Origin of the sequence: Listeria grayi (genome assembly GCF_900638015.1) — a bacterium.
In the GTDB taxonomy this organism is placed as follows: Bacteria; Bacillota; Bacilli; order Lactobacillales; family Listeriaceae; genus Listeria; species Listeria grayi.
In genome coordinates this window covers 2,206,514-2,232,304 of the sequence record NZ_LR134483.1, presented here as the reverse complement: position 1 = coordinate 2,232,304, position 25,791 = coordinate 2,206,514, and the positions used below count along the sequence as shown (strand labels likewise).

Below are 25,791 nucleotides of genomic sequence, written 5' to 3'. Positions count from 1 at the left end.
TGACAATCAGTGGGATTATAGTAATTGCGCAACTACTATAAACTATGGAAAGCAGGTCGATTTTTTTGGCTACAAAAGAAGGTAAAACTTTCTTCGGACACCCTAGAGGACTGGCGACCCTATTCTTTACGGAATTTTGGGAACGATTTTCTTATTACGGGATGCGTGCAATTTTAATTTATTATATGTATACGAAAGTAGTAAATGGCGGTTTAGGCTTTGATACAGCGACTGCTACGGCGATTATGTCGATTTATGGTTCGCTTGTTTATATGTCGGGAGTGATCGGGGGCTGGTTTGCTGACCGGGTACTCGGATCTCGCAGTACGATATTTTGGGGCGGAGTGGCGATCATGGTCGGCCATATTATTCTTTCCCTACCGCTTGGAGCGGCGGCATTGTTTATCTCGATGTTCTTTATCATTATCGGTACAGGATTCCTAAAACCAAATGTGTCGAACGTTGTCGGTGATCTATATGCTCCAGAAGATGTAAGACGCGATAGTGGTTTCAGTATCTTTTACATGGGTATCAACTTAGGTGGCTTTTTAGCACCGATCGTTGTTTCTTTTGTAAAAGACAGTGCAGCTAATTTCCATGCTGGCTTTAGTGTAGCAGCAATCGGTATGGCAGTTGGTTTAGTGGTGTATTTATTGACCAGCAAACGTTATCTTGGTGATGCTGGTAAAATACCGCCAAACCCGCTAACTACTCCCGAACGGAGAAAATTCGGACTATTTGCACTTGGATTAGTAGTCGCATTAGCTGTCATCATGGCGATTTTCGCTCTATTCCAAGGCGGCTTCGATTTACGCGTTGTGATCAATACGGTAACAACATTAGGTATTCTGATTCCGATCGTCTACTTCGTTGTTATGCTCCGAAGCCCGAAAACAAACAAAATGGAACGTTCTCGTTTGCTTGCTTATATACCGTTGTTCTTGACTTCTGTGATATTCTGGATGATCCAAGAGCAGCAATCAAGCGTATTCGCTGTTTTTGCGGCAGACCGGACAAACTTGAATTTCCTCGGAATGTCTTTGGAACCATCATTATTCCAATCACTTAATCCGATTTTTATCATTGCATTATCGCCAGTATTTGCCTGGCTATGGACGAAACTTGGAGAACGGCAGCCGTCAACTCCGGTGAAATTTGCTCTAGGCGTTTTCTTTGCAGGAGCTTCTTTTATCCTGATGATGTTCCCAAGCCTTCTACACGGCGGAGATGCCAAAGCACTTGTTAGTCCACTGTGGATCACATTCAGTTTCTTGATCTGTGTTATCGGCGAAATGTGCTTGTCACCAGTTGGATTGTCTGTTACGACTAAACTTGCTCCAGCAGCATTCTCTTCCCAAACAATGAGCTTGTGGTTCTTGACAAACGCAATGGGACAAGGTGTGAATGCGCAGATCACTCAATTATATAATGCGAAAACAGAAGTCTTGTATTTCGGGATCATCGGCGTGGTAGCAATTTTGATCGGTGTTATCATATTATTCTTAACACCACTTTTAAAACGATATATGCAAGGTGTACGTTAACATAGCTTTCTAAAAAACCAGTTTGGGCAGCCAAGCTGGTTTTTTACATGGAATAATGGCAGCGTTATCGTTATAATAAGAGTAAGTAGTTTTTTAGGAGGGTTAATGTGTCAGAAGTAGTCATTTATTTAACAAGACATGGCAAAACCATGCTGAATCATTTGGAACGCATCCAAGGGTGGTCTGATTCGCCATTAACAGCAGAAGGAGCCGAAGTAGCAAGACAGCTAGGGAGGGGGCTGCGTGATACGTCGTTTGCAGCTGTCTACACGAGTGATCGCGGCCGCACAGTTGAAACTGCTAATTTAGTATTAGAAGAAAGCGGTCAGATAGCACTTCCGATCACGCAACTATATGATCTGCGCGAATATGGTTTTGGAAAATACGAATCAGATTTCAATCTGAATGTTTTAGAATTAGTTGCGAAAGAAAACGGCTTTGCAACGCTGGAAGAACTGCATGCAGCAGAAAATACAGTGGATCGCCATTATATCATTGATACGGTAGCGAGACTCGATGAAACTGGAATGGCAGAAGATCGACTGACTTTCCAAACGCGAATAAAACGAGGCCTTGTAACGATCTGTGAGGAAGTGCTGGCCCATGGCGGCGGGAATGTTTTGGCTATTGCCCACGGAATGGTGATCCATAATTTATTGCTTTTACTAGACAGCACGAAAGCAACGCATGGTATCGACAATGCCAGTGTAAGCAAAATCGTTTATCGCGATGGAACTTTCTTTGTGGAGAGCGTCAATGATACAAGCTACATCGAAGCAGGAAGCAAAATCACTGTATAAAAGGAGCTATCAGTTGTGAGATTAGACAAGTTTCTCGCCCATCATGGCTATGGCAGTAGAAAAGAAGTAAAACAATTTCTGAAAAAAACGGAAGTTACCGTTAATGGCAAACGTGTCAAAGATGGGAAACAGGCTATAGTTCCGACCAGCGATATCGTCAGGGTGCAGGACGAAGTAATTCTGTACCAAGAATACGTCTACTGGATGCTCCATAAACCAAGCGGTTATATCAGTGCTACCGAAGATCAAGCAAAGACGGTGCTAGATCTTTTGAAACCAAAAGACGCTGGGCGGGCTGTTTTTCCGGTCGGAAGATTAGATAAAGATACAGAAGGACTGCTGCTTTTGACCGATGATGGTCAGCTTGCGCACGAATTGCTTTCACCTAAAAAGCATGTCGATAAGGTATACGAAGCGACGATTGAAGGCGTTGTAACCGGGGATGATGTCCACGCATTTAAAAAAGGAATCGTTTTAGAAGACGATTACCAATGCAAACCTGCCAAGTTGGAGATCTTGCAAGGGAATGGTGTGAAAACAGATATCCAGATCACGATCCAGGAAGGGAAATATCACCAGATCAAGCGAATGTTTCTGGCTGTCGATAAGAAAGTAATATACCTTAAACGTATCCAAATGGGCTCGTTGCAGTTGGATGAAAATTTAGCACGCGGAGAGTATCGGCCTTTGACAGTCGAAGAACTAGAGCAATTATCAAAAAAACGCCTTGAGATTCAAGAGTAATTGAACCTCAAGGCGTTTTTTTAGCCTCGCATCAAAGCCAGCGATCCCATTGGATCCCATGGTTTCAATACTGTAGGATCTTGCTCGAAAGCGGTTTGCAGGTCTTCCGGTAAATATTTTTTGTGCACTACTACTTGGAAGGTGTAAGCATCCATCCACGCATCACTCATCACAAAATAGCCTTTTTTACCGACTTTTTCGCCCCAACTGTTTTCTACTTTCCAGCGATCGATAGTATCATTCTTACGGTTGAAACCTGTAAGTACCATCGCGTGTGTCAACAAACTATCTTTATAATCTAAGCGCTCTGTTTTGGTAAGCTCTGGCTGCAAATCGAACAATGCTTGATAATCATAAATAGCAGTATCCATTACACCTTGCGAACGTTCGGAGAATTTCCCAACATCACAGCCGAACCAAACAGATTCCCCAGCTTCGATCTGCTTCGCTGCTGCAGCTTTTAGCGTTTCGATTTCTACATTCAGGTACTTGATTGCCTGACCTTCGATGACATTGCCCAAAAAGTCGACCGTATACGTTTTACCGAATGGTTTATCGGCGGTAGGTGCATTGATAAGAGGAACATAATCGCTTAAATCGATACCGATATATGTATCGTAGAAAGATTGCGGTGTCAGCCCAAGTTCCTGATGGAAATTCCCATCTTTGTCCCGATATTCAAAATCAAATGTACGTGGCGGTTCGCCGAGTGAATACACTAAAATACGATAGATTTCTTCTAGGAGAGAGTTCTTCAAAACGGCAACTTCCTCGTCTGTAGCATTTTCTTGAAGTGCAGCACGCAAAGAAGCTGCACCTTTACGAAGTCTGCTGTTGAGTAGTCCATTTAGATCAGCCGATTGACTGCTTTGGAAAGTTTCAGGCATTGCTGTTTTGGGAACAACTCCGTATTTTTGGATCAATGAAACGAGCATATCCCACTGTCCGCCGTCCTGCTGTGGTGTTTCCAGCAACCAAGCTACTAAACGGTCATCGATATCGCGGTCCGCAGTTCGAATGATGCTTTCAAAAAAGTAATTTGCTTTTTCAAATTTATCCCAAAAGTTCGTATGATTTTGGGAGAGTTCAAAATCAGGGGCATTCAGATCATTACTGATCGTATGACGGAATGTATTTAACGCGGCAAACATCCAGCATCTTCCGCTGCGCTCTTGATTAGTTACCCCGCCGGTTTTGATCTCATTGGAAAATACCGGCTGCATCGCGATTTTAGCGTTTAAATTTTCGACGCTCGCTTTGATCCCGTTTTTTAAAACACTGCTTTGCAATGTATGAAAGTAGGGATGCGCCTGAACATTCTGTGCAAATGCTGTGCTTGTTTCTTTAGAAATAGATTTTCCCATTTCAATTCCTCCTTTTCGTTCTATTCTAGTATAACGCTAATAGAAAGAAAATTGGGAAATGTTGCTTTTGGCTGTTTTTGATTGATTTTGAATGAATTTGGTGGTAAAGTGAACATGATAGGAGGAAGGTATATGCTGAATGCAGAAAGGCAACAACTTATTCTAACCTTGCTAAAAGAAGCGGGAACCGTGAAAACACAAGAACTTGTCTCGCGACTGGATACTTCTGAATCAACGATCCGAAGAGATTTGGATGAATTAGAAGAAGCCAATATGCTAAAACGTGTCCATGGTGGAGCGACACTTTTGACAGATTTCCGCTTGGAACCAAGTATGACCGAAAAATCTGCCATAAACATTCAAAGTAAGAAAAAGATTGCTAGTTACTGCGCTAATCTTGTGCAGGAAAATGACTGTATCTATTTGGATGCTGGTTCTACTACTTTTGAAATGATCGATTTATTAAAGAATAAAAATATTATCGTTGTTACTAATGGTTTGATGCACGTGGAGAAGTTGGTCTCTAATAGCATTGAAGCTTACTTGCTTGGTGGGAAAATGAAAGCCCGTACAAAAGCGATTATTGGAGCTACTGCGGTAGAACAGCTTGGGAACTATCATTTTGATAAAGCATTTATTGGGACAAATGGAATTCACCCGGATTTTGGTTACACAACGCCGGATATCGAAGAGGCTCATGTGAAGCAGACGGCTCAGAAACATGCAGCAAAATCTTATGTGTTAGCAGATGCCAGCAAATTGGATGTCGTGCTGTTTGCAAAAATGTTTACTTTGGACGAAGCCACATTGGTTATTGATCGAGTTCCAAATGGCAAACTCGCGCACTATCAAGGTAAGTCAAAAATAGTTGAGGTGGAAAATGATATATACAGTGACAGTAAATCCCTCGATTGATTACATTGTAAAAGTAGAGGATTTGAAACTAGGCGATTTGAATAGAATGAAAGCAGATTATAAACTTCCGGGAGGCAAAGGCATCAACGTTTCTCGTGTGCTCAAGCAACTGCAGGTCGAAAATACCGCAACTGGATTTTTAGGCGGTTTTACAGGGGATTTCATTAATAATCAATTGCTGAAGGAAGGGATCCATACTCATTTTACAGCGATTGAAGATGACACGCGGATCAACATCAAATTGAAACACGGCGAAGAAACAGAAATCAACGGATTAGGTCCGGCAATCACAGAAGCAGAAAAAGCCAAGTTTTTTGAATGGCTGCAAGTGATCCAAGCAGAGGATATCATCATTTTATCCGGCAGCGTACCGCCTGCATTGGGGAATCATTTCTATGAAGAAGTCATTACTAGATGCAATGAGAAAAATGCAGAATTTATGATCGACACGACCGGTCAAGAACTATTAGCGGCGTTAGAACACCAACCGATTTTGGTAAAGCCGAATCATCATGAACTGGCAGAACTATTTGAAACTACTTTTACAAAGAAAGAGGAAATCATTCCTTATGGTCAAAAACTGCTGGCGCTTGGTGCAAAACACGTGATCGTTTCAATGGCTGGCGACGGAGCCCTTTTATTCGTCGATGATCAGGTCTACTTTGCGGAAGCGTTAAAAGGGAAACTAGAAAATTCTGTTGGTGCTGGTGATTCCATGGTGGCCGGGTTCTTGGGAGAATTCGACAGACATCACGATGCGGTAGAAGCTTTTAAAGTCGGAGTAGCTACTGGCGGGGCGACTGCTTTTTCCACTGACTTAGCCAAAGCATCTCTTATTCAAAAACTATTGCCACAAGTTAAGATTAGCAAACTTACGACGGAGGGGAAATGAAATGAAGATCACGGAACTTTTAAGTAAAGAAACAATGATCCTGTCACTTCAAGCTACGACAAAAGAAGCAGTTATCGATGAATTGATCAGCAGCTTAGAAAGAAACGGCAAGATCAATGATCCGAAATTGTTTAAAGAAGAGATCATGAAGCGTGAAGCCCAAAGCTCGACTGGTATTGGCGAAGGAATCGCGATGCCACATGCAAAAACCAAAGCGGTAAATGTACCTACAGTTGTTTTTGCTAAAAGTGAGCAAGGAATCGATTATGAGTCTTTGGATGGTCAGCCGGCCGAATTATTCTTTATGATCGCCGCCACGGACGGAGCAAATGAAACACATTTAGAAACTTTAGCGGCACTTTCACGATTATTAGTGAATCCGGATTTCGTCCAAGCTTTAAAAAACACGAAAACACCTGATGAAGTAATCGCTTTATTTGATGAACAGCAGTCTGCGGGAGAAGAAGTAGAAACAGAAACTCCTAATGAGGAACAACCTTTCGTTGTAGCAGTTACAGCATGTCCAACTGGGATCGCTCATACCTATATGGCCGAAGATGCGCTCAAGAATAAAGCGAAAGAAATGGGCGTGGCTATCAAGGTAGAGACAAATGGTTCAGAAGGCGTCAAAAATCGATTGACTGCTGCAGATATCGAGCGAGCAGCCGGTGTGATTATTGCTGCTGATAAAAACGTCGAAATGGCTCGTTTTGACGGAAAGCATTTGCAAGAGCGACCTGTAAGCGATGGTATCCGTAAACCGGAACAACTCATTCAAACAGCATTGGATCAGAAAGCACCGATTTATCATAGTAATGGGGACATAGCGAAAGAAGAAAATACAGAAAAAGCATCGATCGGAAGCAAAATCTATAAAGATCTGATGAATGGTATTTCTCATATGCTGCCATTCGTAGTCGGTGGCGGGATCATGATCGCATTATCTTTCCTTATCGAGCGATTTTGGCCGCACAGCGAACTCTTTCGATTACTGTCAACGATTGGCGGCAGTGATCAAGGTGCCTTCACACTCCTTATCCCGATTCTTGCCGGTTATATAGCAAGCAGTATCGGTGAACGTCCAGCATTGATGCCAGGTATGGTCGGTGGTCTGATGGCTGTCCATTCCAACGCTGGCTTCCTCGGAGGTCTTGTAGCAGGTTTCCTCGCTGGTTATATTGTGATTGGATTGAAAAAAGTATTTGCCAAATTGCCGAAATCACTGGAAGGTTTAAAACCGATTTTACTTTATCCGATTTTTGGCTTATTGATTACCGGAACACTCATGTATTTTATTGTGAATCCGATTTTCAGTACGATCAATTCTGCGATGATTCAGGCGCTGGAACATCTTGGAACCGCTAATGCTGTCTTGCTTGGCGTAGTACTTGGCGGAATGATGGCTATCGATATGGGTGGACCATTCAACAAAGCAGCTTATACCTTCTCGATCGGTGTATTTACCGCAACGCAAGATGGGGCACTTATGGCAGCAACAATGGCTGGTGGGATGGTTCCACCTCTTGCGATCGCATTTGCAAGCAGCTTATTTAGCAAGAAATTCACGCAGCAAGAAAAACAAGCAGGGATCACCAATTATGTGTTAGGTGCAGCCTTTATTACAGAAGGAGCGATTCCTTTTGCTGCAGCTGATCCACTGCGGGTTATTATTTCTTCCGTGATCGGAGCGATGACAGCAGGTGGATTGACGCAACTTTGGTCCGTAAATGTACCTGCTCCACACGGCGGCGTATTCGTATCTTTATTAGCTAATAAGCCGGTATTGTTTTTAGTAGCAATCATTATCGGTGCTGTGATCTCAGGCCTTATCTATGGATTCTGGAAAAAGCCACTGCCTGATAAATAAAATAGTTGAAGGGAAAGAACTGTCTAAGCTGTAGACAGTTCTTTTTTTGCTTAGAAAACAGAAGCTTCGTGGTATAATAAAAGAAAAAGGGGGGCTGGTTATGGAATTTGGACAAAAAGTCGCGCAGCTGAGAAAAAAGAAACGGTTTACGCAAAAGCAGTTAGCAGAAAGAATTGACGTGACACCCTCGACGATCAGCAAATATGAGCATGGCACCCATCGGCCGCCGGTTTTCATTTTAGCTAAATTAGCAGAAGAATTAGGAACGACGACTGATTTCTTGCTAGAAGACGTAGCAGGACTTCGCGAAAAAAATTCTGTCAATGCATTCCCGCTGATCGGAAATCCGGAACTAGAGAAATGGTATCTCGAACTTCCCTATACCTATTCGGAAGAACAGCTGCTGATGATGAAACGAATCATGGAAGCGATCGATCATAAAAAATAAATTATTGGAAAAATGGAGTATCACCGCTGCCGTTTTCTGGCTTAGGAACGGAATATGGTGCCCTTGACTCGGCTGCGATCGTAGCTGGTGGGAAATACATGTTGCCAAGTGGAAATTCTTTCTCCATTTTTCGCATTTTTTGAGAGATCTTCATATGCAACATGGAAGTCCGTGCCATTTGGTTATTGAACGAAGCCGTAGAGATGTCGATCTCTATGCTGCGATGATTGGTAAACTGAATGACAGTTTGATTCAATTCATTAGCGCCGTATTCTTGGATATGTTGTGGGAAGATCCAAGCACAGTCATTTTTTGATGGTGACGTCGTTGGGAACGCATAGATAAGATTCATGGCGTCGATAATGATCGGCGGCTTATGCGTGATGCCGATCAAATGCTTGGTCCCATCTTTGCGACCTTCAAAATTGCTTCCGAAAAACTTGCAGCTGGTTTTAATTATCTCAAAAGGGGTAAATTTAGATATAAAACTACTACCTATTTCGTAAATCTCGGAAAAAATCTCTTCCCCTGATCGTTTAGGCAGGATGACCATCGTATACGGATTGATTTCGTAAATACGTCGTGCTTTTGATTCATTATTCATTTTGTTCATCTCCAATGCTGTAATTAGTGTAAGGTGAAGGTGTACAAGAGAGATTGATTAACACTGCCAAAAAAGTTGGCTATAAATTAACTTATATTGTGTTAATGTGAGGCAATTATAGCATAAGCAATAAAGACCGTCAGTAAAATTTTGAAAAATCGGATTTTTTAGCATTTTTTTACAAAAAAGTCTTGATTACATTATTTTTATCTATATAATTGTAATAAATCCTATATAAAGGAGTGATTGTCGTGGAAATGCGAGATTTTTCTAACTCATTGATGAACCAAGTTGGGGTACTGAAGGGTGAAAAGGAATTAACAAACGTATTTATCGAATACTACATGACTATGCTCCTAGAAGAGAGAAGGATTGAATTACTTCGTGAAAATATCGATGCAGCACTCGATAAAAGAGACTCAGATACCTTTTTCCAACTATCCGGAGAACTCAATCAACTGCTGGATAAACAACTACACATTTAAAAAGACTGCGTATCTTATTGATACGCAGTCTTTTTTTAAGCATAATCGCCAGGCTGGGTCTTGCTTTTCACTGAGACACCGAAGTCTGTATAGATTCGTTCCGTCAGTTTATTTCCTTTTGCCTCGGCGATGTGATGCGCGAGGATCTGGAAGGGGATAGCTAACAAATACGGTGCTTTCCACTCATCGACAACGTCTGGAAGTGCTAATGTCCGTGAATTGTTGCTCGTTCCGAATTTTACCGTATACGTGTAAGCTGTATGTTTTTCCTCATAAGCACGCAACAATTCCAGTCGTTCTTTGACCAAACTTTCTGTTTCTAGGAAAAAAATGCGGTGTTCTGGGTTTACTTCTAAATAGGGACCGTGCATGAAAGCTTCTAAATCCACTCCTTGAGAAGGGACCCGGATCGTCTCCTGGAATTTCGTTTCGATTTCTTTGCAAGTTCCCACTGCCGGTCCATAACCAATCGCTGTAAAGCGCGGTGCAGCAACGAATTCACTTTCGAATTTCGTGAAAAATGCTTCTGTTTGGGAAATTACTGCCGGAATCGCACTGGTTGCGTCGCGAAACATTTCTAGTTCTGCTGCTTCTTGCTCGGCAGAAATAAATCCAGTTTGTTTTCCGTGATTCAGTGCCGTCAGCATCAGTGTCAAAACAGTTGCGGTAAAACCTTTTGTTACATAGCCGACGCGTTCCTGGCCACAGCCGATGTCGACGGTGAAATCGGCTGACTGAGCTAGTTCGCTTTCCATTTTGCTAGTGAAGCCAAGGGTTGGAACGTCATAAGTACGACGGATATGAGCGATCGCTTCGATCGTGCTCGTGCTTTCACCGCTTTGAGATACACCGATCACTAGATCAATATGTGGATCGATTTTTTCATAATAACGGTAATTGAAGGGCTCTTCGATAGTGATTCGCAGATTTGCCACTCGCTCCATATAATATTTCGCGCTTTTGATGGCATTTAAGCTAGAACCGGTTGCGAGCACAAGCCATTCTTTTCCCGTTATTTTTGCAGGAAGATTGGCGGGATACTGGCTTAAAATTGCTGCTGCCATTGCTTCTTCTTCCGCGATGTAGGTCATCATTGTAGGTTTCAAGATCAATTGCCTCCTTCCAAGTTAAGTGCTTCTGCGGGTTGTTCTGTTTTTTCTGTTTGTGTTTTTTGTTCCATTACGTAAGTTCGGTTAGCGGCAATAACGAATGGCAAGTAGATCAATGTTCCGACTACGATGATGATTACTTGCAAGATCGATCCGCGAATATCGCCACCTGTTGCTAAATAACCCGAGATCAGCGGCGGTGTCACCCATGGTGTCAAAATGTAAGTTGGTGCTACCCAGCCGATCGATGTCGCGATATAAGCAAGTGTAGTGGAGAATAAAGGTGCGATTACAAGTGGAATACCATAAATCGGGTTGAAAACGACTGGCAGTCCGAACATCAACGGTTCGCTGACATTGAAAATACTTGGGATCAAACCGAATTTTGTGATCATACGGTGATCGGGACGTTTAGAAGCGATGAAAATCGCAATAACGAGGCAGATGATCGTTCCACCGCCGCCCATATAGACATAAGCGTCCAAGAATGGTTGAGTTACAATATTTGGAAGTGTTTGTCCAGCATTGATCGCATCGATATTTTGTTGCAGGGACGTAAGTAAGACTGGTCCTGAGATCGCGCCAAGCACGAATGCACCGTGAATCCCGAAAACCCATAAGAAACCAGCAAAGAATACGTAAAGTAAGATACCGGGAAGCGTTTGGAAACCGCCTACTAACGGTGTTTGCAGAACTTTAACGATGATATCGGGAATGCTCATATGGAAAATCGACATGACGCTGAATTCAACGATACCAAGAATGGTTAGTACTAGGAAAGATGGAATCAAAATATTGAAAGACTTGGCGATAGCTGGCGGAACGCTTTCAGGCATGGAGATCTTTAAGCGTTTACTCTGCGAAAATTTGCAAAGCAGTGTAGTGCTTATTAGTGCTGCGATGATCGCTAAGAATGTTCCAGTCGGGCTTGTTAGGTCTTGAGTCAATACGCCGCTCGCTTCAAAAGCTTTTCCAGCTGTGCTAGTTACGGGCACATTGGCGGGAATCAAGACTACATGAGCTGCGACCGCAATGATTCCTTCCACACGGCCTTCCATTCCATAGGATTTTGCCAAGAAATTCCCAATAAGGAAAGCTGCCATCAATGCCATGATGCCTAGCGTACCATTATAAATCTGTGTACCGATGCCAAGCCAATGCTCAGCATTCGGAATGAACTTGAATAAACCACTTTTAGGGTCTAACAAAACATTATTGACAAGTAAGAAAAAGGCGGCAATGATCGTGATCGGGATCATTGCGGCAAAAGCATCGCGGATCGCCATGATGTGTTTTTGATTAGAGACTTTTTGGGCAAAAATAGATAATGCTTCGATAAAGCGGCTAGAAAAACTTTTTTCTGAATGCATATTTTTTCCTCCTTAATAATGGGTTTATTTGATTAAATCGGCGACAATAGACAGCCATTTACCGGCATTGCCGACCCAGACTTCTTTGTAGGTAGCGTTATTGAATTGCGGCCAGTAGGGTTGGTCTTCATTTCGGAATGTTTGGATACCGACAGGAATCTCGCCTACCATTTCGCCGTTCAATACGCTATATTGTTGTGCGAAATTAGCGCCTTCTCCGTACATCATCGATTGGCCGAACGGATTTTTTCCAACGATCCATTCTAGCTGACCTTCTGCTATTCTAAGCAGTTTTTCATCGTTTAATAATTTTCCTGCGATCGAACAAGCTTTTCCTGCTGAAAGAAGGATCGCGTTGTTACCTCGGAAAGAAAACCAGATCGGGAAACGGCGCAGGGCGATGTCTTGGTTGATCGGGATTCCTGCTTGGAATTGAAGCTGATATTCTTCGCGGGCCCGCTCGTCGACTAACAAATGTTGTAGTTCAAAGCTAGTATCGTCGAGGTATTCCTCTTTATGATAAAAACCTGCTGGAATCAATGGGTACGGCGCTGCAAACGACATGATCTGTTTGATATAAGTGCCGTAGCGTTCCACCGCGCTATACCATGTCGGATAAGCAGGATGGTCAGGTAGAGCTTTCATCGCTTGTTCTAAAGCCAATAGATAAAGATGTTCTCGCGCTTGATGATTAAAATGCTGGATGATTTTCTTTTCTTTGCTACGGTAGAAAAAGCCGGCATAAGTAGTGCCATCTTCTCCGCGGATACCACTCTGTTCTTGGCATTCCAACATATTAGCTAAGAAAGTCGTCAAATGCTTTTCATATTTGCTGTCTTGTGTGATCTGATAAAGCATTGCTGCAGAAAACGCTGCAGTAGCGTAATAAAGGCTTTCCGATGTTTGATAGGTATGTTCCCAGAAAATCGGTTTTTGATGGATACCATGTTTTTTCATTTCCATTAGGGCGAAATCAAAATCTTCCTGTGCGATCTGTTTCAATGTCCGCTTTAAGGAATCATTCGTTGTGATCTGTCCATGGATGTATGCCTCGATACCGGCGAGGTAAAAGTTTTCATATGCTTGGTTATGTACGCGTGCTTCCGCATCGTCCATACCGCCGATCAAGCCGTCAGTCCAGCGGGAAACGCCTGCGCTCGTTGCTCGATAGCCATCTCCAAACCGGGTTTTTAAGATGAAGTCGACGCCCCATTCACCCTCTTCGATCAAGCGCCCTCTAAGTAATGGATCTTTCTGTCCGGCTATTGTCTCATAAAGAGCCATTGCGACTTCTGCTGTCTGGATCAGTTGTTGGGAAACATCGCCCGCATCATGCCAGCCACCGTTGAAAGAAAGAATCTGACCATTATGTTTGGCAATGACGTCGGCGTGGCATGAAGCGTGCTTGCCAGGTACTGGATAGCCGCAGCGTTCACAGAAAATAAAGTTGAGTGATTTCCAGATGGAATTGGTCCATTTCTCTGAAGCATCACCGATAACAAATCCGCTAGTTTGGAGTGCGCCGATCTCAAGCCGGTAAGTACCAGTTTTTCGATGAGCGGAAAAATCCAATACCGCAAAAATCCCCAAATCGGTCTCCAATCGGGAAGCGATCCCTGACAGCACGACATCATCGGTGGCATCATCGATCAGCTGAAATGGCTGTTCGATAAAAGTTGCTTCCGCAAAGGCCGTTTTTGGCGCTTCGGAACTGTAGCCACTTTGTGCATAACTCAATACATTTTTATTTGGTAGCCAGCCCTTCGTGTTTTCGGGCGTAGCAATGGTCTCTAAATAAATGCTGCGGACAGAGAGTGCGATCTCAGATTTGGAAAGCTTTTCTGGTCCTTGCAAATAATAACTGATTGACAATTCTGTGATCGCATCCCGTGGTAGATCGGCAATTTCTACGATCACATCATTCCATTCGCCGCTGATAAGATTTACTCCATGGACGCCTTCCCGATCATAAATATCTGGGACTTTCAATACACCGTCGTTTTTTAGCTGAATGATGATATAAGCGTTACTCAATCCCTCGAATTCTGGGAAAACTTCCAGACGTAGCCGATTGTAGTTTGTCCAATCTTCTCTGTCGATCGATTTTACGGCATAGACGCTCCCAAAATTACAGTAGTCGCCGTCATCCGGTGCACCTTCCGGCCAGTGCGGCATGGTAACAGGAGAGGAGAGCCGTAGATGTTTTTCCGTTGTCCATTCTAATCTGCCGACACCTTGATGGTGAAAAGCGTTGTTTGTAGAAGTATCCATGATGCTTGTAGAAGCGAGGATCTTCTTTTGTTGAAGACGTGTTTCTAATGCTTTGTCCGAAGGGATCTCAAGCGGACGATGCAGATATGAAGAAGTGATCAATTGTTCTTCTAATGATTGGGACACCTTAATTCCTCCTTAATGAATAGCAGATTTTTCTATAAGTGCTGATTGACCGATGAATGCAGCGCCGATCAAGCCAACTTCTTTACTGGAAACAGTGGTGCGGACGATTCCTTTGCTCACAAAACGGATCGTATTGGACTGCAAATAACTTTGGAATAAATTCCAGAAGTAGTCGCTTTGCATAACACCTCCACCGAAAACAACACATTCCGGGTCGGTAGTCCGTACTAAATTCATCGTCATAGCAGCCAAGCTCTTGGCAGCGTAGTCAACGATAGGCGCCGCCAGTGGATCACCTTCCTTCGCTGCTCGGAAAATAACGTCAGCGGCAATCCGCTCATTCGTATGAACAGGAAGGGAAGTCGATGGATATTTGGTAACGTTACCATAAATCTGTTCGCTAAGACCAAGTCCAGAAGCATTACGTTCTACACAACCTTTTCGTCCGCATCCGCAGGGGATCTCACTTTCTAGGTCAACCACCATATGGCCGATCTCACCAGCGTTGAAATGTCCGCCGGTAACGATTTTCCCATCGATAACGGTTCCGGCAGCGATACCTGTACCGACATTGATATAGATAAAATCCTTTGTTTCTTTTCCTACGCCTAAGCGCTGTTCGGCAGCAGTGGCAGCGGCTACATCATTTTCGATCACGACTGGTAAGCCGAGAAAATCGCCTAATATATCGGCAAGCGGAGTAGGCACTGTTTTTCCGGGTTGAATCTCCAACCAGATCCCATTTGCGGAATCTACACGGCCGACGACACCGACCCCAGCAGCAAGGAGATTATTACTTTGGAACCCAATGGTATCTCGATAGTCTTGAAGTGCTACAAGCAAAGTTTTTACTACCGTCTGTTGACTAGTCGTGTCGCTAGGATAACTTTTTGATTGTAAAACATTCCCAGCGAGATCTACTTCTCCGATCAAGATTTTCGTACCACCAATATCGATACCGAGAATAGATTGTTTTGTTGTCATAATAGTTCACCTCGTTTTTGGTAACGTTACCAAAAATAATTCTATTTTGTTACCGCTTTCAACATTAGAATAACGGATAAAAAATAAAAAGTCAATATATTTTTGGCAACGTTACCAAAAAAACTTGTAGCGCACGTAGAAATAATGTAGACTATAATTATCAATCCAAAAGGATGGAGAATATATGAAAGAAAAAATAACGATTCAAGAAATCGCAAGGCTCAGTGGAGTTTCTGTTTCTACGGTTTCCCGCGTGTTGAACAACAGTCCTTCTGTTTCTAAAGAAAAAAGGAAGCGCATTCAGGATGTGATCGATAAGTATCAATACACCCCTAGTGTATTTGCTCGTGGCATGGTCAACCGCCAAACAAAGAATATCGGGGTGATCTTGCCGGATATTTCCAATCCTTATTTTGTTTCGCTCGTAGCGGAGATCCAAAAATGTGCATTGGAGCAGTTTTATTCGACGATCGTTTTTAACACATTACTCGCAGGTCCTGAAAGTGCCGGAACGAAAAACCGTTTAGCAGAAGAGGACTATCTGCGGATCATATTGGAAAAGCAAGTTGACGGGGTCCTTGTGCTCGGCGGCGAGATCGATAAAGAAGATTTATCTGATCGTTATGTTCAGGCGTTAAATCAGCTCCATAAACAGATTCCAGTCCTAGTGATCGGTAGCAAACGTGAGGAATTAGATTGTCTTTTTGTCGAACGTGATCTGAAAAAGGGCGTTACCACGCTCGTTACCCATCTGACTGCCTTGGGTCACCGCCAAATCGGTTTTATCGGCGGGGAAGAAGGAGTGAAAATAACGACATCCAGAGTAGCAGCTTTTCGTAATGCAATGAATAATTTTTCGCATCCTATTCGTGAAGAATGGATCGAGTTGTCGGATTATTATGTACCAGCTGGTTATGATGCATTGACAAAATTGGTAGAAAAGTCCCCTGGGGATATACCGACAGCTTTAGTAGCGATCAATGACAGTGTAGCGATCGGAGCGATCAGAGCTATGAAGGATCAAGGAATACGCTGCCCAGAAGACATTGCGATCGTCAGCTGCGACCAATTTTTGAACAGTGATTTCCAGATCCCGCGGCTGACAACGATCGATCAGCATAATGAATATCTAGGGAAAATCGCTGTTTTGCAATTGATCAATGCAATGAATGGAGAATATGAGCCGACTGTCATCAAACATGAACCGGAACTTATTGTTCGTGAATCATGCGGTGCAGCTAAATAAAAATGAAAGAGGAGTTTAAGCCATTGGAAAAATACTTGATTTGTACAGATATAGACGGAACTTTGATAACGAGCGACCAGCAAGTACCTCCCAAAACGTTAGCTTTATTACAAGAGCTTATTGCCCAAGGACATCATTTCGCCGTTTCAACCGGGCGGATGTTTCAAAGTGCAAATAAATTTGCACGATTGGTAGATGAAAGCGGAAATGTTATATGTTCAAATGGCTCGGTGGTCAGTTCGGGTGGCGAGACTTTGTTCCGACAAGGATTAGATCCAGAAAGCATCCAAACCGTATTTGATATTTGCACGCTTCATCAAGTGCCGCTATTCTTTTTTTCCGAGAACACCGTCTTCTATACGATGACGCCACCTTCCTATATTACAGACGAAGCAGAGCAGGGACGTGTGGATGGAACGAAACTGGTTCATCTGGAATCACAGGAAGATGTAAAGCGCCACCAAGCTGAGATCATCAATGCGATCACAATCGAAGAAGATCTTCCTGAAAAGTTGACAGCAGTACGCGAAGCCCTCGAAAAAGTAGCGGGCATCCGAACGCTGTCCTCTCATTTCAATAATATCGAGATTTTACCCGAAGGAATCGATAAAGAGCATGCGGTAGAAAGGCTGCGGCAGCATTTAGAAGTGAAACCGGAGCATGTCATCGCATTTGGCGACGGCGAGAATGACTTGCAGATGCTACGATATGCGGGAGTTGGCGTAGCGATGGGAAATGCGGCAGATTTTGTAAAAGAACATGCTTCTTATGTCACCACTTCAAACGAAAATGAAGGCATTTATGAGTTTTTGAAGGCACATATCTGCTAATAAAAGTAAAAACAGATTTTCCTGCTGATTTTTGGGAGAATCTGTTTTTTTCTTGGCCATTAAAACCTTCGTAATAGAGCAGATAATATGGTAAAATAAAGAGGAATAAAAAACATATGTTCGGTGGTGAGTGTATGAGTTTACAAATAATTACAGGACGAGCGGGCACGGGCAAAACGACATATTTAATCGAACAAGCCGTGACTAGCGAGCACCCTGTTATCTATATAGTTCCAGAACAAATGACATTTCAAATGGAGAATACGCTTCTTCAAACTGCCAATCTTGATGGTATGATGAATATCCAAGTTTTCAGCTTCAATCGTTTAGCCTGGAAAGTCATGCAGGAAACGGGCGGTTTAGCAAGGACTTTTCTTAGTAAGAGCGGGATCGAAATGGTGCTGCGAAAAGCGATTTTAGCAGAACAGGACAAGTTGAAGATCTTCCAGCGGGCAGCAATGAAACGCGGCTTTTACGGTGAGATCGCTTCTTTATTCAAAGAAATCAAACAATCGGAACTTCGCACAGAAGCATTTGCCGAGGTTGCTCCGGGACTAACGACCAGTACGGCTGATAAATTGCATGATATCCAGCTGCTGTTTGATCGTTATGAAAATATGCTAGCTGGTAAGTATATGGAAAGCGAAGACTATTTGCGTCTACTTACAAATTCGATTTCACGCAGCACATATATCAAACAGGCAACGGTCATTATCGACGGCTTTGATTCTTTTACGGAACAAGAACTGTCAGTGATCGGAGCGTTGATGGAGGGATCCGAAAGCGTGAGGATCGCGTTATCGCTTCCAGATGAAACTGCTAGCAACCGCTTAGATGCGTATAGCTTATTTCAGCATGGCAAAGAATATTTGGATCGTATCACGGAAATGGCCAGACAGACACAAATTGAGATTTTGCCTCGGCTTCATCTGGAATCAAACAAACGAACGAATGACCCAGAACTTCGAGAATTGGAGCTTCTTTTTTCAGAAGAAAGTGCCCCCAAGCGATATGTCGGAGAAAACACCAGTCTGCACATCCATCAAGCTAATAATCGCCGGGCAGAAGCAGAAGGGATCGCCAGGAAAATTCGCGAGCTAATCGCTTCCCGGCAATTTGATTATAAAGATATTGCCGTACTGGTACGCGGTGTCGATAAATATGAGACCCTCGTCAGTCGAGCTTTTCAAGGAAATGAAGTACCATACTTTTTAGATAAAAAACGCACGATGGCGGACCATCCGTTTATTGAATTTATCCGCTCCACTTTAGAAGCGGTTCAGCAAAATTGGCGCTACGAGAATATTTTCCAAGCAATCCGTACAGAGTTCTTTTTTGATTTAGAGACACCTAATCCGCTCAATCGTAAACAAGCAGACCTACTGGAAAATTACTGCATCGAAAACGGGATCAAAGCGAAATGGCGCTGGCAGAAGAAAGGCGATTGGATCTATCAGAAAGTAAAAGGGCTGACGATCGAGCTCGCTCCGCAAACCGATGAAGAACTGGCGATGCAAGAAACGATCAATACATTGCGCTACCGGATCCAAAAACCGCTGGAAGCCTTAGAAACAGCATTTGAAGATGCTGTAAGCGGGATCGATTATGGGACAGCATTGTATCGATACCTAGAAAACGTCCAAGCTGCTGAGCGACTTGAAATGTGGCGTGAGCAGGCAGAAGCAAACAACTTGTTGGAATTGGCGCGAGAACATGAACAAGCTTGGACAGCAGTCATGGGTATGCTCGATGAATTCGTCGAGATACTGGGAGACGATCCGCTTGATTTTGATACCTTTTTGGAAGTAGTGACGACCGGTCTTGATGCATTGGAATTTTCACTGCTCCCGCCCACGTTAGATCAAGTCATCGTTTCTGATATGGATGTGGCACGGCTGCTACGCGTGAAAGTCCTATTTATCGCTGGTGCCAATGATGGTGTGATGCCGCTTCGCAAAAAAGACGGCGGGATATTGTCTGATGATGACAGAGTTGCTATTTCAGAGCAAGGGGTGCCGATCCGGTCTGGGCTGACTAGTCATTTGATCGAAGAAGAACACCTTGCCTATCGTCTATTTACAACTGCCAGCAGCCAGCTGTACCTCAGTTATCCAGCTGCTGACGATGAAGGGAAGTTACTTGCAGAATCTAATTATCTCCGCAAAATAAAAGCCCATTTTGAAATGCTGACAGAAGAAATCTATTTAAATGATCCAAGTTTACTACCAATAAGGGAACAAAGTGATTACGTACGCGCGAAAGAAGCAACGCTCAGCCAGCTTACCGCTCAGCTGCAGTTGTATAAACGCGGCTATCCCGTGGCAAGTGTCTGGTGGGACGCTTACAATTATTTTATCCAAAAATCGGAATGGAACGCAGTCGTCAAGCATGTACTTGGCAGTTTGTTTTATGGGAACCGCACACAGCCGATCCGTTCAGAAACCGCTGCGACTCTATTTGGCGAAAATATTTTTGCCAGCGTATCACGGATGGAAAAATTTTTCAGCTGCGAGTTCCAACATTTTGCACAATATGGCTTAAAATTGGAAGAACGCGCCGAGTTTAAACTGCAAGCTGTAGATATGGGAGAAGTTTTCCATGGCGCAATGGAATGGATCTCGAATGAAATCAAAAGAAGACAGCAGGAATGGGGCTCGTTGACGGACTTGGAATGTCAGGAAATCGCTAGAGATGCTATTCGTTATCTGGCACCAAAAATCCAGCATGAGATCCTGTTAAGTACGAAACGAATGGCCTATATCCAATATAAATTAGAACAGATCATCGCCAGAGCAACGCATGTCCTTAACAGGCAGGCGAAAGTCAGTGCTTTCCGGCCACTTGGATTGGAAGTGGATTTTGGCATCAAAGGCCAACTACCGCCTATGCAGATCAAATTGGATAAACAGCGGGAGCTATTGCTGCAAGGGCGAGTAGATCGGATCGATGTTGCTAAAGAAGAGGACCGTTCCTTTTTACGCATTATCGATTATAAATCCAGCAGCCATGATCTAAGGTTGACGGAAGTCTATTATGGATTGGCGCTACAGATGTTGACATATTTAGATATTGTCGTTCAAAATGCACAGAAATTGATCGGCAAACAAGCAGAGCCGGCTGGGGTGCTTTATTTCCATATGCATAATCAGCCCGTTCAGACAGATAAAGAACTGTCGGAAGAGGCGATCGAAGAAGAATTAGAGAAGAACTTTCGCATGAAAGGGCTTATTTTAGAAGATCCGGTAGTGGTCTCTTTAATGGATAATACATTGGAACCGGGCAAGCAATCTACTGTTATCCCAGCAGACTTGAAGCGCGACGGCACATTGAGTGCACGCTCCAGAACTGCAAGTAAAGCAGAATTTGATGCCATGCGCCGATTCGTAAGAGGGAAATATCAAGAAGCAGGAAATAAAATGATGGACGGCGCTGTTTCTATCAACCCGTATAACCTACAGGATAAAACGCCGTGCCAGTTTTGCGCTTTTCGATCGGTTTGCCAATTTGATCCATCTTTAGAAAACAATACGTACCGTTATTTACAAAATGAATCGCCGGAACAAGTTATCCAAAGAATGAAAGCAGAAGAGGAGGGAGAATAAATGGCTTTTTCTATCCCGGAAAAACCAGAAAGTGCCACATGGACAGATGACCAGTGGAAAGCGATCCATGCAAGCGGTCAGAATATCCTCGTTGCAGCAGCAGCAGGATCCGGAAAAACCGCCGTGCTTGTCTCGCGGATCATTGAGAAATTAAAAGATGAAACAGCGGGACTCCAAGTGGATGAACTGCTAGTCGTGACATTTACCAACGCGTCTGCTGCCGAAATGAAGCAGCGTGTCGAAGCCGCCTTAGAAAAAGCATTGCAGGAAGATCCGGATTCCAGACATTTGAAAAAACAAATCGCCTTGCTGAATTATGCCTCGATCTCCACATTGCATTCCTTCTGCTTGGATGTGATCAGAAAATTTTATTATGTCGCGGATATCGATCCGAATTTCCGTTTGATCGAGCCACTTGAGAGTGGCATGATCCAAGATGAAGTCATGGAAGCACTTCTTGAGAGACATTATGGCAATGAAGAAAATGAACGCTTTTTCCATCTAGTGGACAGCTTTACCAATGACCGTTCCGATGATGTGCTTTTAGATATCTTAACTCGCCTATATGATTTCTCACGGGCAAACCCAGATCCGGTGGCATGGCTGCGGCAGATCGCCAGCTATTATGATACAACGGAGCTTGCAGCTGTAAGTGAGCTTCCGTTCTATCGTTATATCGAAGCAGATATTCGGATCCATTTGGAGCAAGCACTGGAAGAGCTGCGAACCGCGTTGAAATTTGCCGAAGAACCGGGCGGACCTGATGTATATCTTCCATTGATAGAAAATGAAAAACTGCAGTTAGAGCAGCTTTTAGATGATTATCCACTTGATTGGGAGGCAAAAAAAGAAGCGATATCCAGCGTGAAATTCGGAAGATTGCCGACAATCAAAAATAAAGAAAATTACGATGAATCGCTTATTGAGCAAACAAAACAGGCGAGAGACGGAGCCAAAAAGCAACTTAAAGCGATTACCGAGGAGTGGTTCCAACGCGATGCGGGTAATTATCTGGCGGACTTGGCAAAAATGAAACCAGATATCGAGTTGTTAACGGAACTCGTAGAAGAATTCGCAGCAGATTTTTTAGCAGAAAAACAACGCCGTGGCGTTTTGGACTTTAATGATCTGGAGCATTTGGCATTAGCGATTTTAAGCGAGAAGACGGAAGCAACAAGCTATGAGCCATCCGAAATCGCTTTAGAGTATCGTCATAAATTTAAAGAGGTACTGATCGATGAATACCAAGATACAAATATGGTCCAGGAAACGATCCTGAGCTTATTAACGACACCTTCAGAAGCAGCGGGAAATCTGTTTATGGTCGGCGATGTGAAACAATCGATCTATCGTTTCCGTTTAGCAGAACCAACGTTGTTTTTGGATAAGTATAAGCGTTATCGTGTTGATGGTGAGAATACAGGAATCCGCATCGATTTATCGAAAAATTTCCGAAGTCGCCAAAATGTACTGACAACCACTAATTTTATTTTCAAGCAGTTGATGGATACCCAAATAGCAGAAATCGACTATGATGAAGCGGCTGAATTGGTTTTGGGTGCTGCTTTTCCCGAAACGGAGGAGCGGTATCAGCCGGAAGTCGCATTAGTAGATATGAAGCAGGAAGAAAGAGAATCTGAAGAGACTGACTCTCCGCAAGAATTGCAGAAAAATCAGGCGGAAGCAATGCTGATCGCCCGAAAAATAAAGAAAATGATCACAGAAAAATTCCAGATCTATGATAAAAAAATGCAGCAATACCGTCCGATCCAATATCGGGACATCGTCTTGCTTTCGCGGGCGATGACGAGCGCCACGGATATCGAAGAGGCGATGAAAGCACATGACATACCATTTTATGCCAACAGCAACACCGGCTATTTTGAAGCGACAGAGATTCGGATAATGCTTGCTGTGCTGAAAGTCATCGACAATCCTTATCAAGATATTCCATTAGCTGCTGTCCTTCGTTCGCCGATATTAGGTGTTTCCGAAGAGATCCTCGGTCAGATCCGTGCTGCAAAGCCAAAAGGTTATTTTTATGATGCGCTCTTGCTTTACCAACAAACGACGATCTCCCCGGAAGCAGACCGCATCGACCGCTTTTTGAAACAATTAGAATTATGGCGTGATCTCGCCAATCGGGAAAGTCTACCGAAACTGATCGCGCAGATCTATGAAGAAACGCATTATTATGATTTCGTAGGTGGCCTCCCCGGCGGGAAACAGCGGCAGGCGAACTTGCGTGCTCTGTATGACCGCAGCAGCCAATATGAAAAAACAGCTTATCGCGGTTTATTCCGCTTCATCCGCTTCATCGAACGGATGCGCGTGCGTGGCGATGACATGGGAACGGCAAAAACGCTTGGCGAGAAAGAAGATGTCGTACGGATGATGACGATCCATGCAAGTAAAGGATTGGAATTTCCGGTCGTTATTCTTGCGGGAACAAGCCGCCGTTTCAACATGCGAGATATCTATAGCAAATACTTGCTGGATAAAGAGTTCGGTTTTTCTGCACGCTATAACGATGTCGATAAGAGAATCGTTTACCCGACAATCATGCAGCAAGCGATCAAGCAAAAAAAATATCGGGAAACGATCGCAGAAGAAATGCGTGTACTCTACGTTGCTTTGACTAGAGCCGAACAAAAACTGATCATCACTGGAACAGTTGCTGATTGGGAAAAAACAAAAACTAAGTGGGCTACTCAATCAAGTCATACTGGCTGGATATTGCCGGCCGGAGTTCGTCTGCAAGGAAAGACCTATTTAGAATGGATCGGCAGTGCTTTTGCCCGCCATCCGGAATTTGCAAAATTATTGGATGCCGGCCAAGTAGCGGCCTTGCCGATCGATATGCCAATAGGATTAGAAATAGTGGCGAGCGAACAGCTAACAAATCCTGCAGAGGCTAAAACGAGCAAACCAGTCTATTTAGATAATATCCAAGCAGGGAAAACCGTGCCAATCGAAAGTCCGGAAAAAGAAAGCATCAACAGTTATCTAGAGTTTATTTATCCCAACCAAGTCGAAACACAAATCCGTGCCAAACAATCTGTTACGGAAATAAAACGCCAATTTTCTGTGCAAGACAGTTGGAGCGATACCAAAATCGTAGAAGGCATTCAAAAAGTATCATTGGATCGGCCTAAATTTCTTCAACGTAAAGGACTTTCCGCGACAGAAAAAGGTACTGCGATGCACACGGTTATGCAGTCACTGCCGCTCTCCCATGAGCCGGATGATAAGGAATTGACGGATTTCCTAGAAGAGTTAGTAGCAAAAGAGATCTTGTCGCCAGAGCAGAAAGAAAGCATCACCTACTCTGAGATCCAAGCCTTTTTCCGAACAAAACTAGGCCGTCTGATAAACGAAAACCTGCAACAGGTAGAACGAGAGATTCCGTTCAGTTATCATTTGCCAGCAAGCGTGATTTATCCGGAAGCAGAAACTGAAGAACGCGTCTTGATCCAGGGTGTGATCGATTGTATGCTTGAAGAAGCAGATGGTGTGACACTGATCGATTACAAAACAGATCGAATCGGCAGCCACTTTCCGAATGGCTGGTTGGAAGCCGAACCTGTACTTAAAAAGCGCTATGAAGTACAGATGCACTTATATCAAAAAGCGGTCGAGGCAATCACGAAAAAACCAGTCAAGCATATTTATTTATACTTTTTTGACGGTGCTCATGTGTGTCAATTGGAAACGGAGGAATGAAAATGAAGTGGCTCAGTTATTTTTATCAAGGAAAACAAAATTTTGGACTTTTAAAGGAGGAACATGCAGTTATCCCGGCGGAAAAGCTATTTAGAGATCCGCCGACAGATCTGCTTGCGTACATTGAATCTCAGCCAGAACTTCTTGCCGGCGCTTTAGCGGAAACTGGTATTCCATTGACTGAGATCGAGATCACCGTACCATATTTGCCGCCGAACAATGTGATCGGTATTGGTAAAAATTACCCGGAGCATGTTTTAGAAATGGGTTCTAAAGAAGATATCCCAAAAGAGATCCTCGTCTTTACGAAGAGTAAAAACGCATTAGTTGCTGATAAGGGTGTGATCAAAACACATCAAAATGTAACGAATGCTTTGGATTATGAAGGAGAGCTGGCAGTGATTATCGGGAAGGCAGGTAGTGATCTATCAGAAGCAGAAGCTGTTTCGCACATTTTCGGCTATACGATCCTTAATGATGTGACTGCGCGCGATCTGCAAGTCAAACACAAACAGTTTTATATCGCCAAAAGCTTAGACAACAGCTGTCCGATCGGTCCTTACATTGCTACAAAAGAAACATTCCCTGATCCAGAAGCGCCATTTTCGATTCGTACGCTGGTCAATGGGGAAGAACGACAATCTGGGACAACAGCAGATATGATTTTCAGCATTCCGAGGATGATCGCGGACTTATCTAAGGGGCATACTTTAATGCCAGGCGATATTATTGCTACGGGAACCCCACCAGGCGTGGGCAAAGGATTTAATCCGCCACGCTATTTAAAAGACGGGGATGAAGTCGCGATCACGATCTCAGGGATCGGAACATTGACAAACTTCGTACAAGATCAACAATAGGAGGAGA

19 protein-coding genes are annotated in these 25,791 nt (G+C 43.5%); 13 read left to right on the top strand and 6 right to left on the bottom strand.

The annotated features are described in order from the left end of the window. Positions 1 to 44: 44 nt before the first annotated feature. The 3 genes from EL241_RS10925 to EL241_RS10915 all read left to right on the top strand — a co-directional run bounded on the left by EL241_RS10925 (position 45) and on the right by EL241_RS10915 (position 3,088). Positions 45 to 1,544, top strand: coding sequence for a peptide MFS transporter (locus EL241_RS10925; RefSeq protein WP_036107512.1), 1,500 nt, complete (start codon positions 45 to 47; stop codon positions 1,542 to 1,544). 107 nt (positions 1,545 to 1,651) lie between these two features. Beyond that, positions 1,652 to 2,344, top strand: coding sequence for a histidine phosphatase family protein (locus tag EL241_RS10920; RefSeq protein WP_036107510.1), 693 nt, complete (start codon positions 1,652 to 1,654; stop codon positions 2,342 to 2,344). Between the two features lie 15 nt (positions 2,345 to 2,359). Further along, a complete protein-coding gene (locus tag EL241_RS10915; RefSeq protein ID WP_126320588.1) occupies positions 2,360 to 3,088 on the top strand; it encodes a pseudouridine synthase in 729 nt (242 codons plus the stop codon). A 20-nt stretch (positions 3,089 to 3,108) separates the two neighbouring features. On the opposite strand, the gene EL241_RS10910 is transcribed toward EL241_RS10915, so the two are convergent. Beyond that, positions 3,109 to 4,452, bottom strand: coding sequence for a C1 family peptidase (locus tag EL241_RS10910; RefSeq protein ID WP_036107502.1), 1,344 nt, complete (start codon positions 4,450 to 4,452; stop codon positions 3,109 to 3,111). 132 nt (positions 4,453 to 4,584) lie between these two features. On the opposite strand from EL241_RS10910, the gene EL241_RS10905 reads away from it, so the two are divergent. The 4 genes from EL241_RS10905 to EL241_RS10890 all read left to right on the top strand — a co-directional run bounded on the left by EL241_RS10905 (position 4,585) and on the right by EL241_RS10890 (position 8,574). Continuing rightward, complete coding sequence (locus EL241_RS10905; RefSeq protein ID WP_052009255.1) at positions 4,585 to 5,367, top strand: DeoR/GlpR family DNA-binding transcription regulator; 783 nt, start codon at positions 4,585 to 4,587, stop codon at positions 5,365 to 5,367. Further along, positions 5,333 to 6,259: a 1-phosphofructokinase gene (gene pfkB, locus EL241_RS10900; protein ID WP_126320586.1), complete on the top strand. Its 927-nt coding sequence runs from the start codon at positions 5,333 to 5,335 to the stop codon at positions 6,257 to 6,259. The genes EL241_RS10905 and pfkB overlap by 35 nt, the downstream gene beginning before the upstream one ends. A 1-nt stretch (position 6,260) precedes the next feature. Further along, positions 6,261 to 8,126, top strand: a complete 1,866-nt coding sequence (locus EL241_RS10895) for a PTS fructose transporter subunit IIABC (protein WP_126320585.1) — start codon at positions 6,261 to 6,263, stop codon at positions 8,124 to 8,126. A gap of 100 nt (positions 8,127 to 8,226) precedes the next feature. Continuing rightward, entirely contained in the window at positions 8,227 to 8,574 is a 348-nt protein-coding gene (locus EL241_RS10890) for a helix-turn-helix domain-containing protein (RefSeq protein WP_036108436.1), read from the top strand. Position 8,575: 1 nt separating this feature from the next. Here EL241_RS10890 and EL241_RS10885 read toward each other — a convergent pair whose 3' ends face one another. Next, positions 8,576 to 9,178 carry a competence protein ComK gene (locus tag EL241_RS10885; protein ID WP_052009308.1) on the bottom strand — a complete coding sequence of 201 codons (603 nt, stop codon included), beginning with the start codon at positions 9,176 to 9,178 and terminating at the stop codon, positions 8,576 to 8,578. 251 nt (positions 9,179 to 9,429) lie between these two features. Here EL241_RS10885 and EL241_RS10880 point away from each other — a divergent pair, with 251 nt between their 5' ends. Next, positions 9,430 to 9,663 (top strand): IDEAL domain-containing protein, encoded by a 234-nt coding sequence (locus tag EL241_RS10880; RefSeq protein ID WP_003754348.1) that lies wholly within the window; start codon positions 9,430 to 9,432, stop codon positions 9,661 to 9,663. Between the two features lie 35 nt (positions 9,664 to 9,698). Here EL241_RS10880 and EL241_RS10875 read toward each other — a convergent pair whose 3' ends face one another. From EL241_RS10875 to EL241_RS10860, 4 genes are read right to left on the bottom strand one after another with little or no spacing between them, the layout of a single operon-like run. Then, positions 9,699 to 10,769 (bottom strand): SIS domain-containing protein, encoded by a 1,071-nt coding sequence (locus EL241_RS10875; RefSeq protein ID WP_036108433.1) that lies wholly within the window; start codon positions 10,767 to 10,769, stop codon positions 9,699 to 9,701. 2 nt (positions 10,770 to 10,771) lie between these two features. Further along, positions 10,772 to 12,142: a PTS sugar transporter subunit IIC gene (locus tag EL241_RS10870; RefSeq protein WP_126320584.1), complete on the bottom strand. Its 1,371-nt coding sequence runs from the start codon at positions 12,140 to 12,142 to the stop codon at positions 10,772 to 10,774. A gap of 24 nt (positions 12,143 to 12,166) precedes the next feature. Next, complete coding sequence (locus tag EL241_RS10865; RefSeq protein ID WP_036108428.1) at positions 12,167 to 14,539, bottom strand: glycoside hydrolase family 9 protein; 2,373 nt, start codon at positions 14,537 to 14,539, stop codon at positions 12,167 to 12,169. A 12-nt stretch (positions 14,540 to 14,551) separates the two neighbouring features. Continuing rightward, the gene (locus tag EL241_RS10860) at positions 14,552 to 15,523 is read right to left on the bottom strand and encodes an ROK family protein (protein ID WP_126320583.1); all 972 of its coding nucleotides are present in this window, start codon (positions 15,521 to 15,523) and stop codon (positions 14,552 to 14,554) included. Positions 15,524 to 15,707: 184 nt separating this feature from the next. On the opposite strand from EL241_RS10860, the gene EL241_RS10855 reads away from it, so the two are divergent. The 5 genes from EL241_RS10855 to EL241_RS10835 all read left to right on the top strand — a co-directional run bounded on the left by EL241_RS10855 (position 15,708) and on the right by EL241_RS10835 (position 25,784). Further along, on the top strand, positions 15,708 to 16,769 hold the full coding sequence (locus tag EL241_RS10855) for a LacI family DNA-binding transcriptional regulator (protein WP_036108425.1): 1,062 nt from the start codon (positions 15,708 to 15,710) through the stop codon (positions 16,767 to 16,769). Positions 16,770 to 16,792: 23 nt separating this feature from the next. Further along, positions 16,793 to 17,599, top strand: a complete 807-nt coding sequence (locus tag EL241_RS10850; RefSeq protein WP_036108422.1) for an HAD family hydrolase — start codon at positions 16,793 to 16,795, stop codon at positions 17,597 to 17,599. Between the two features lie 134 nt (positions 17,600 to 17,733). Further along, the gene (gene addB / locus EL241_RS10845) at positions 17,734 to 21,201 is read left to right on the top strand and encodes a helicase-exonuclease AddAB subunit AddB (RefSeq protein WP_036108419.1); all 3,468 of its coding nucleotides are present in this window, start codon (positions 17,734 to 17,736) and stop codon (positions 21,199 to 21,201) included. Next, the gene (addA, locus tag EL241_RS10840) at positions 21,202 to 24,924 is read left to right on the top strand and encodes a helicase-exonuclease AddAB subunit AddA (protein ID WP_126320581.1); all 3,723 of its coding nucleotides are present in this window, start codon (positions 21,202 to 21,204) and stop codon (positions 24,922 to 24,924) included. A 2-nt stretch (positions 24,925 to 24,926) separates the two neighbouring features. Beyond that, positions 24,927 to 25,784, top strand: a complete 858-nt coding sequence (locus tag EL241_RS10835) for a fumarylacetoacetate hydrolase family protein (RefSeq protein ID WP_036104771.1) — start codon at positions 24,927 to 24,929, stop codon at positions 25,782 to 25,784. Positions 25,785 to 25,791: the final 7 nt, after the last annotated feature.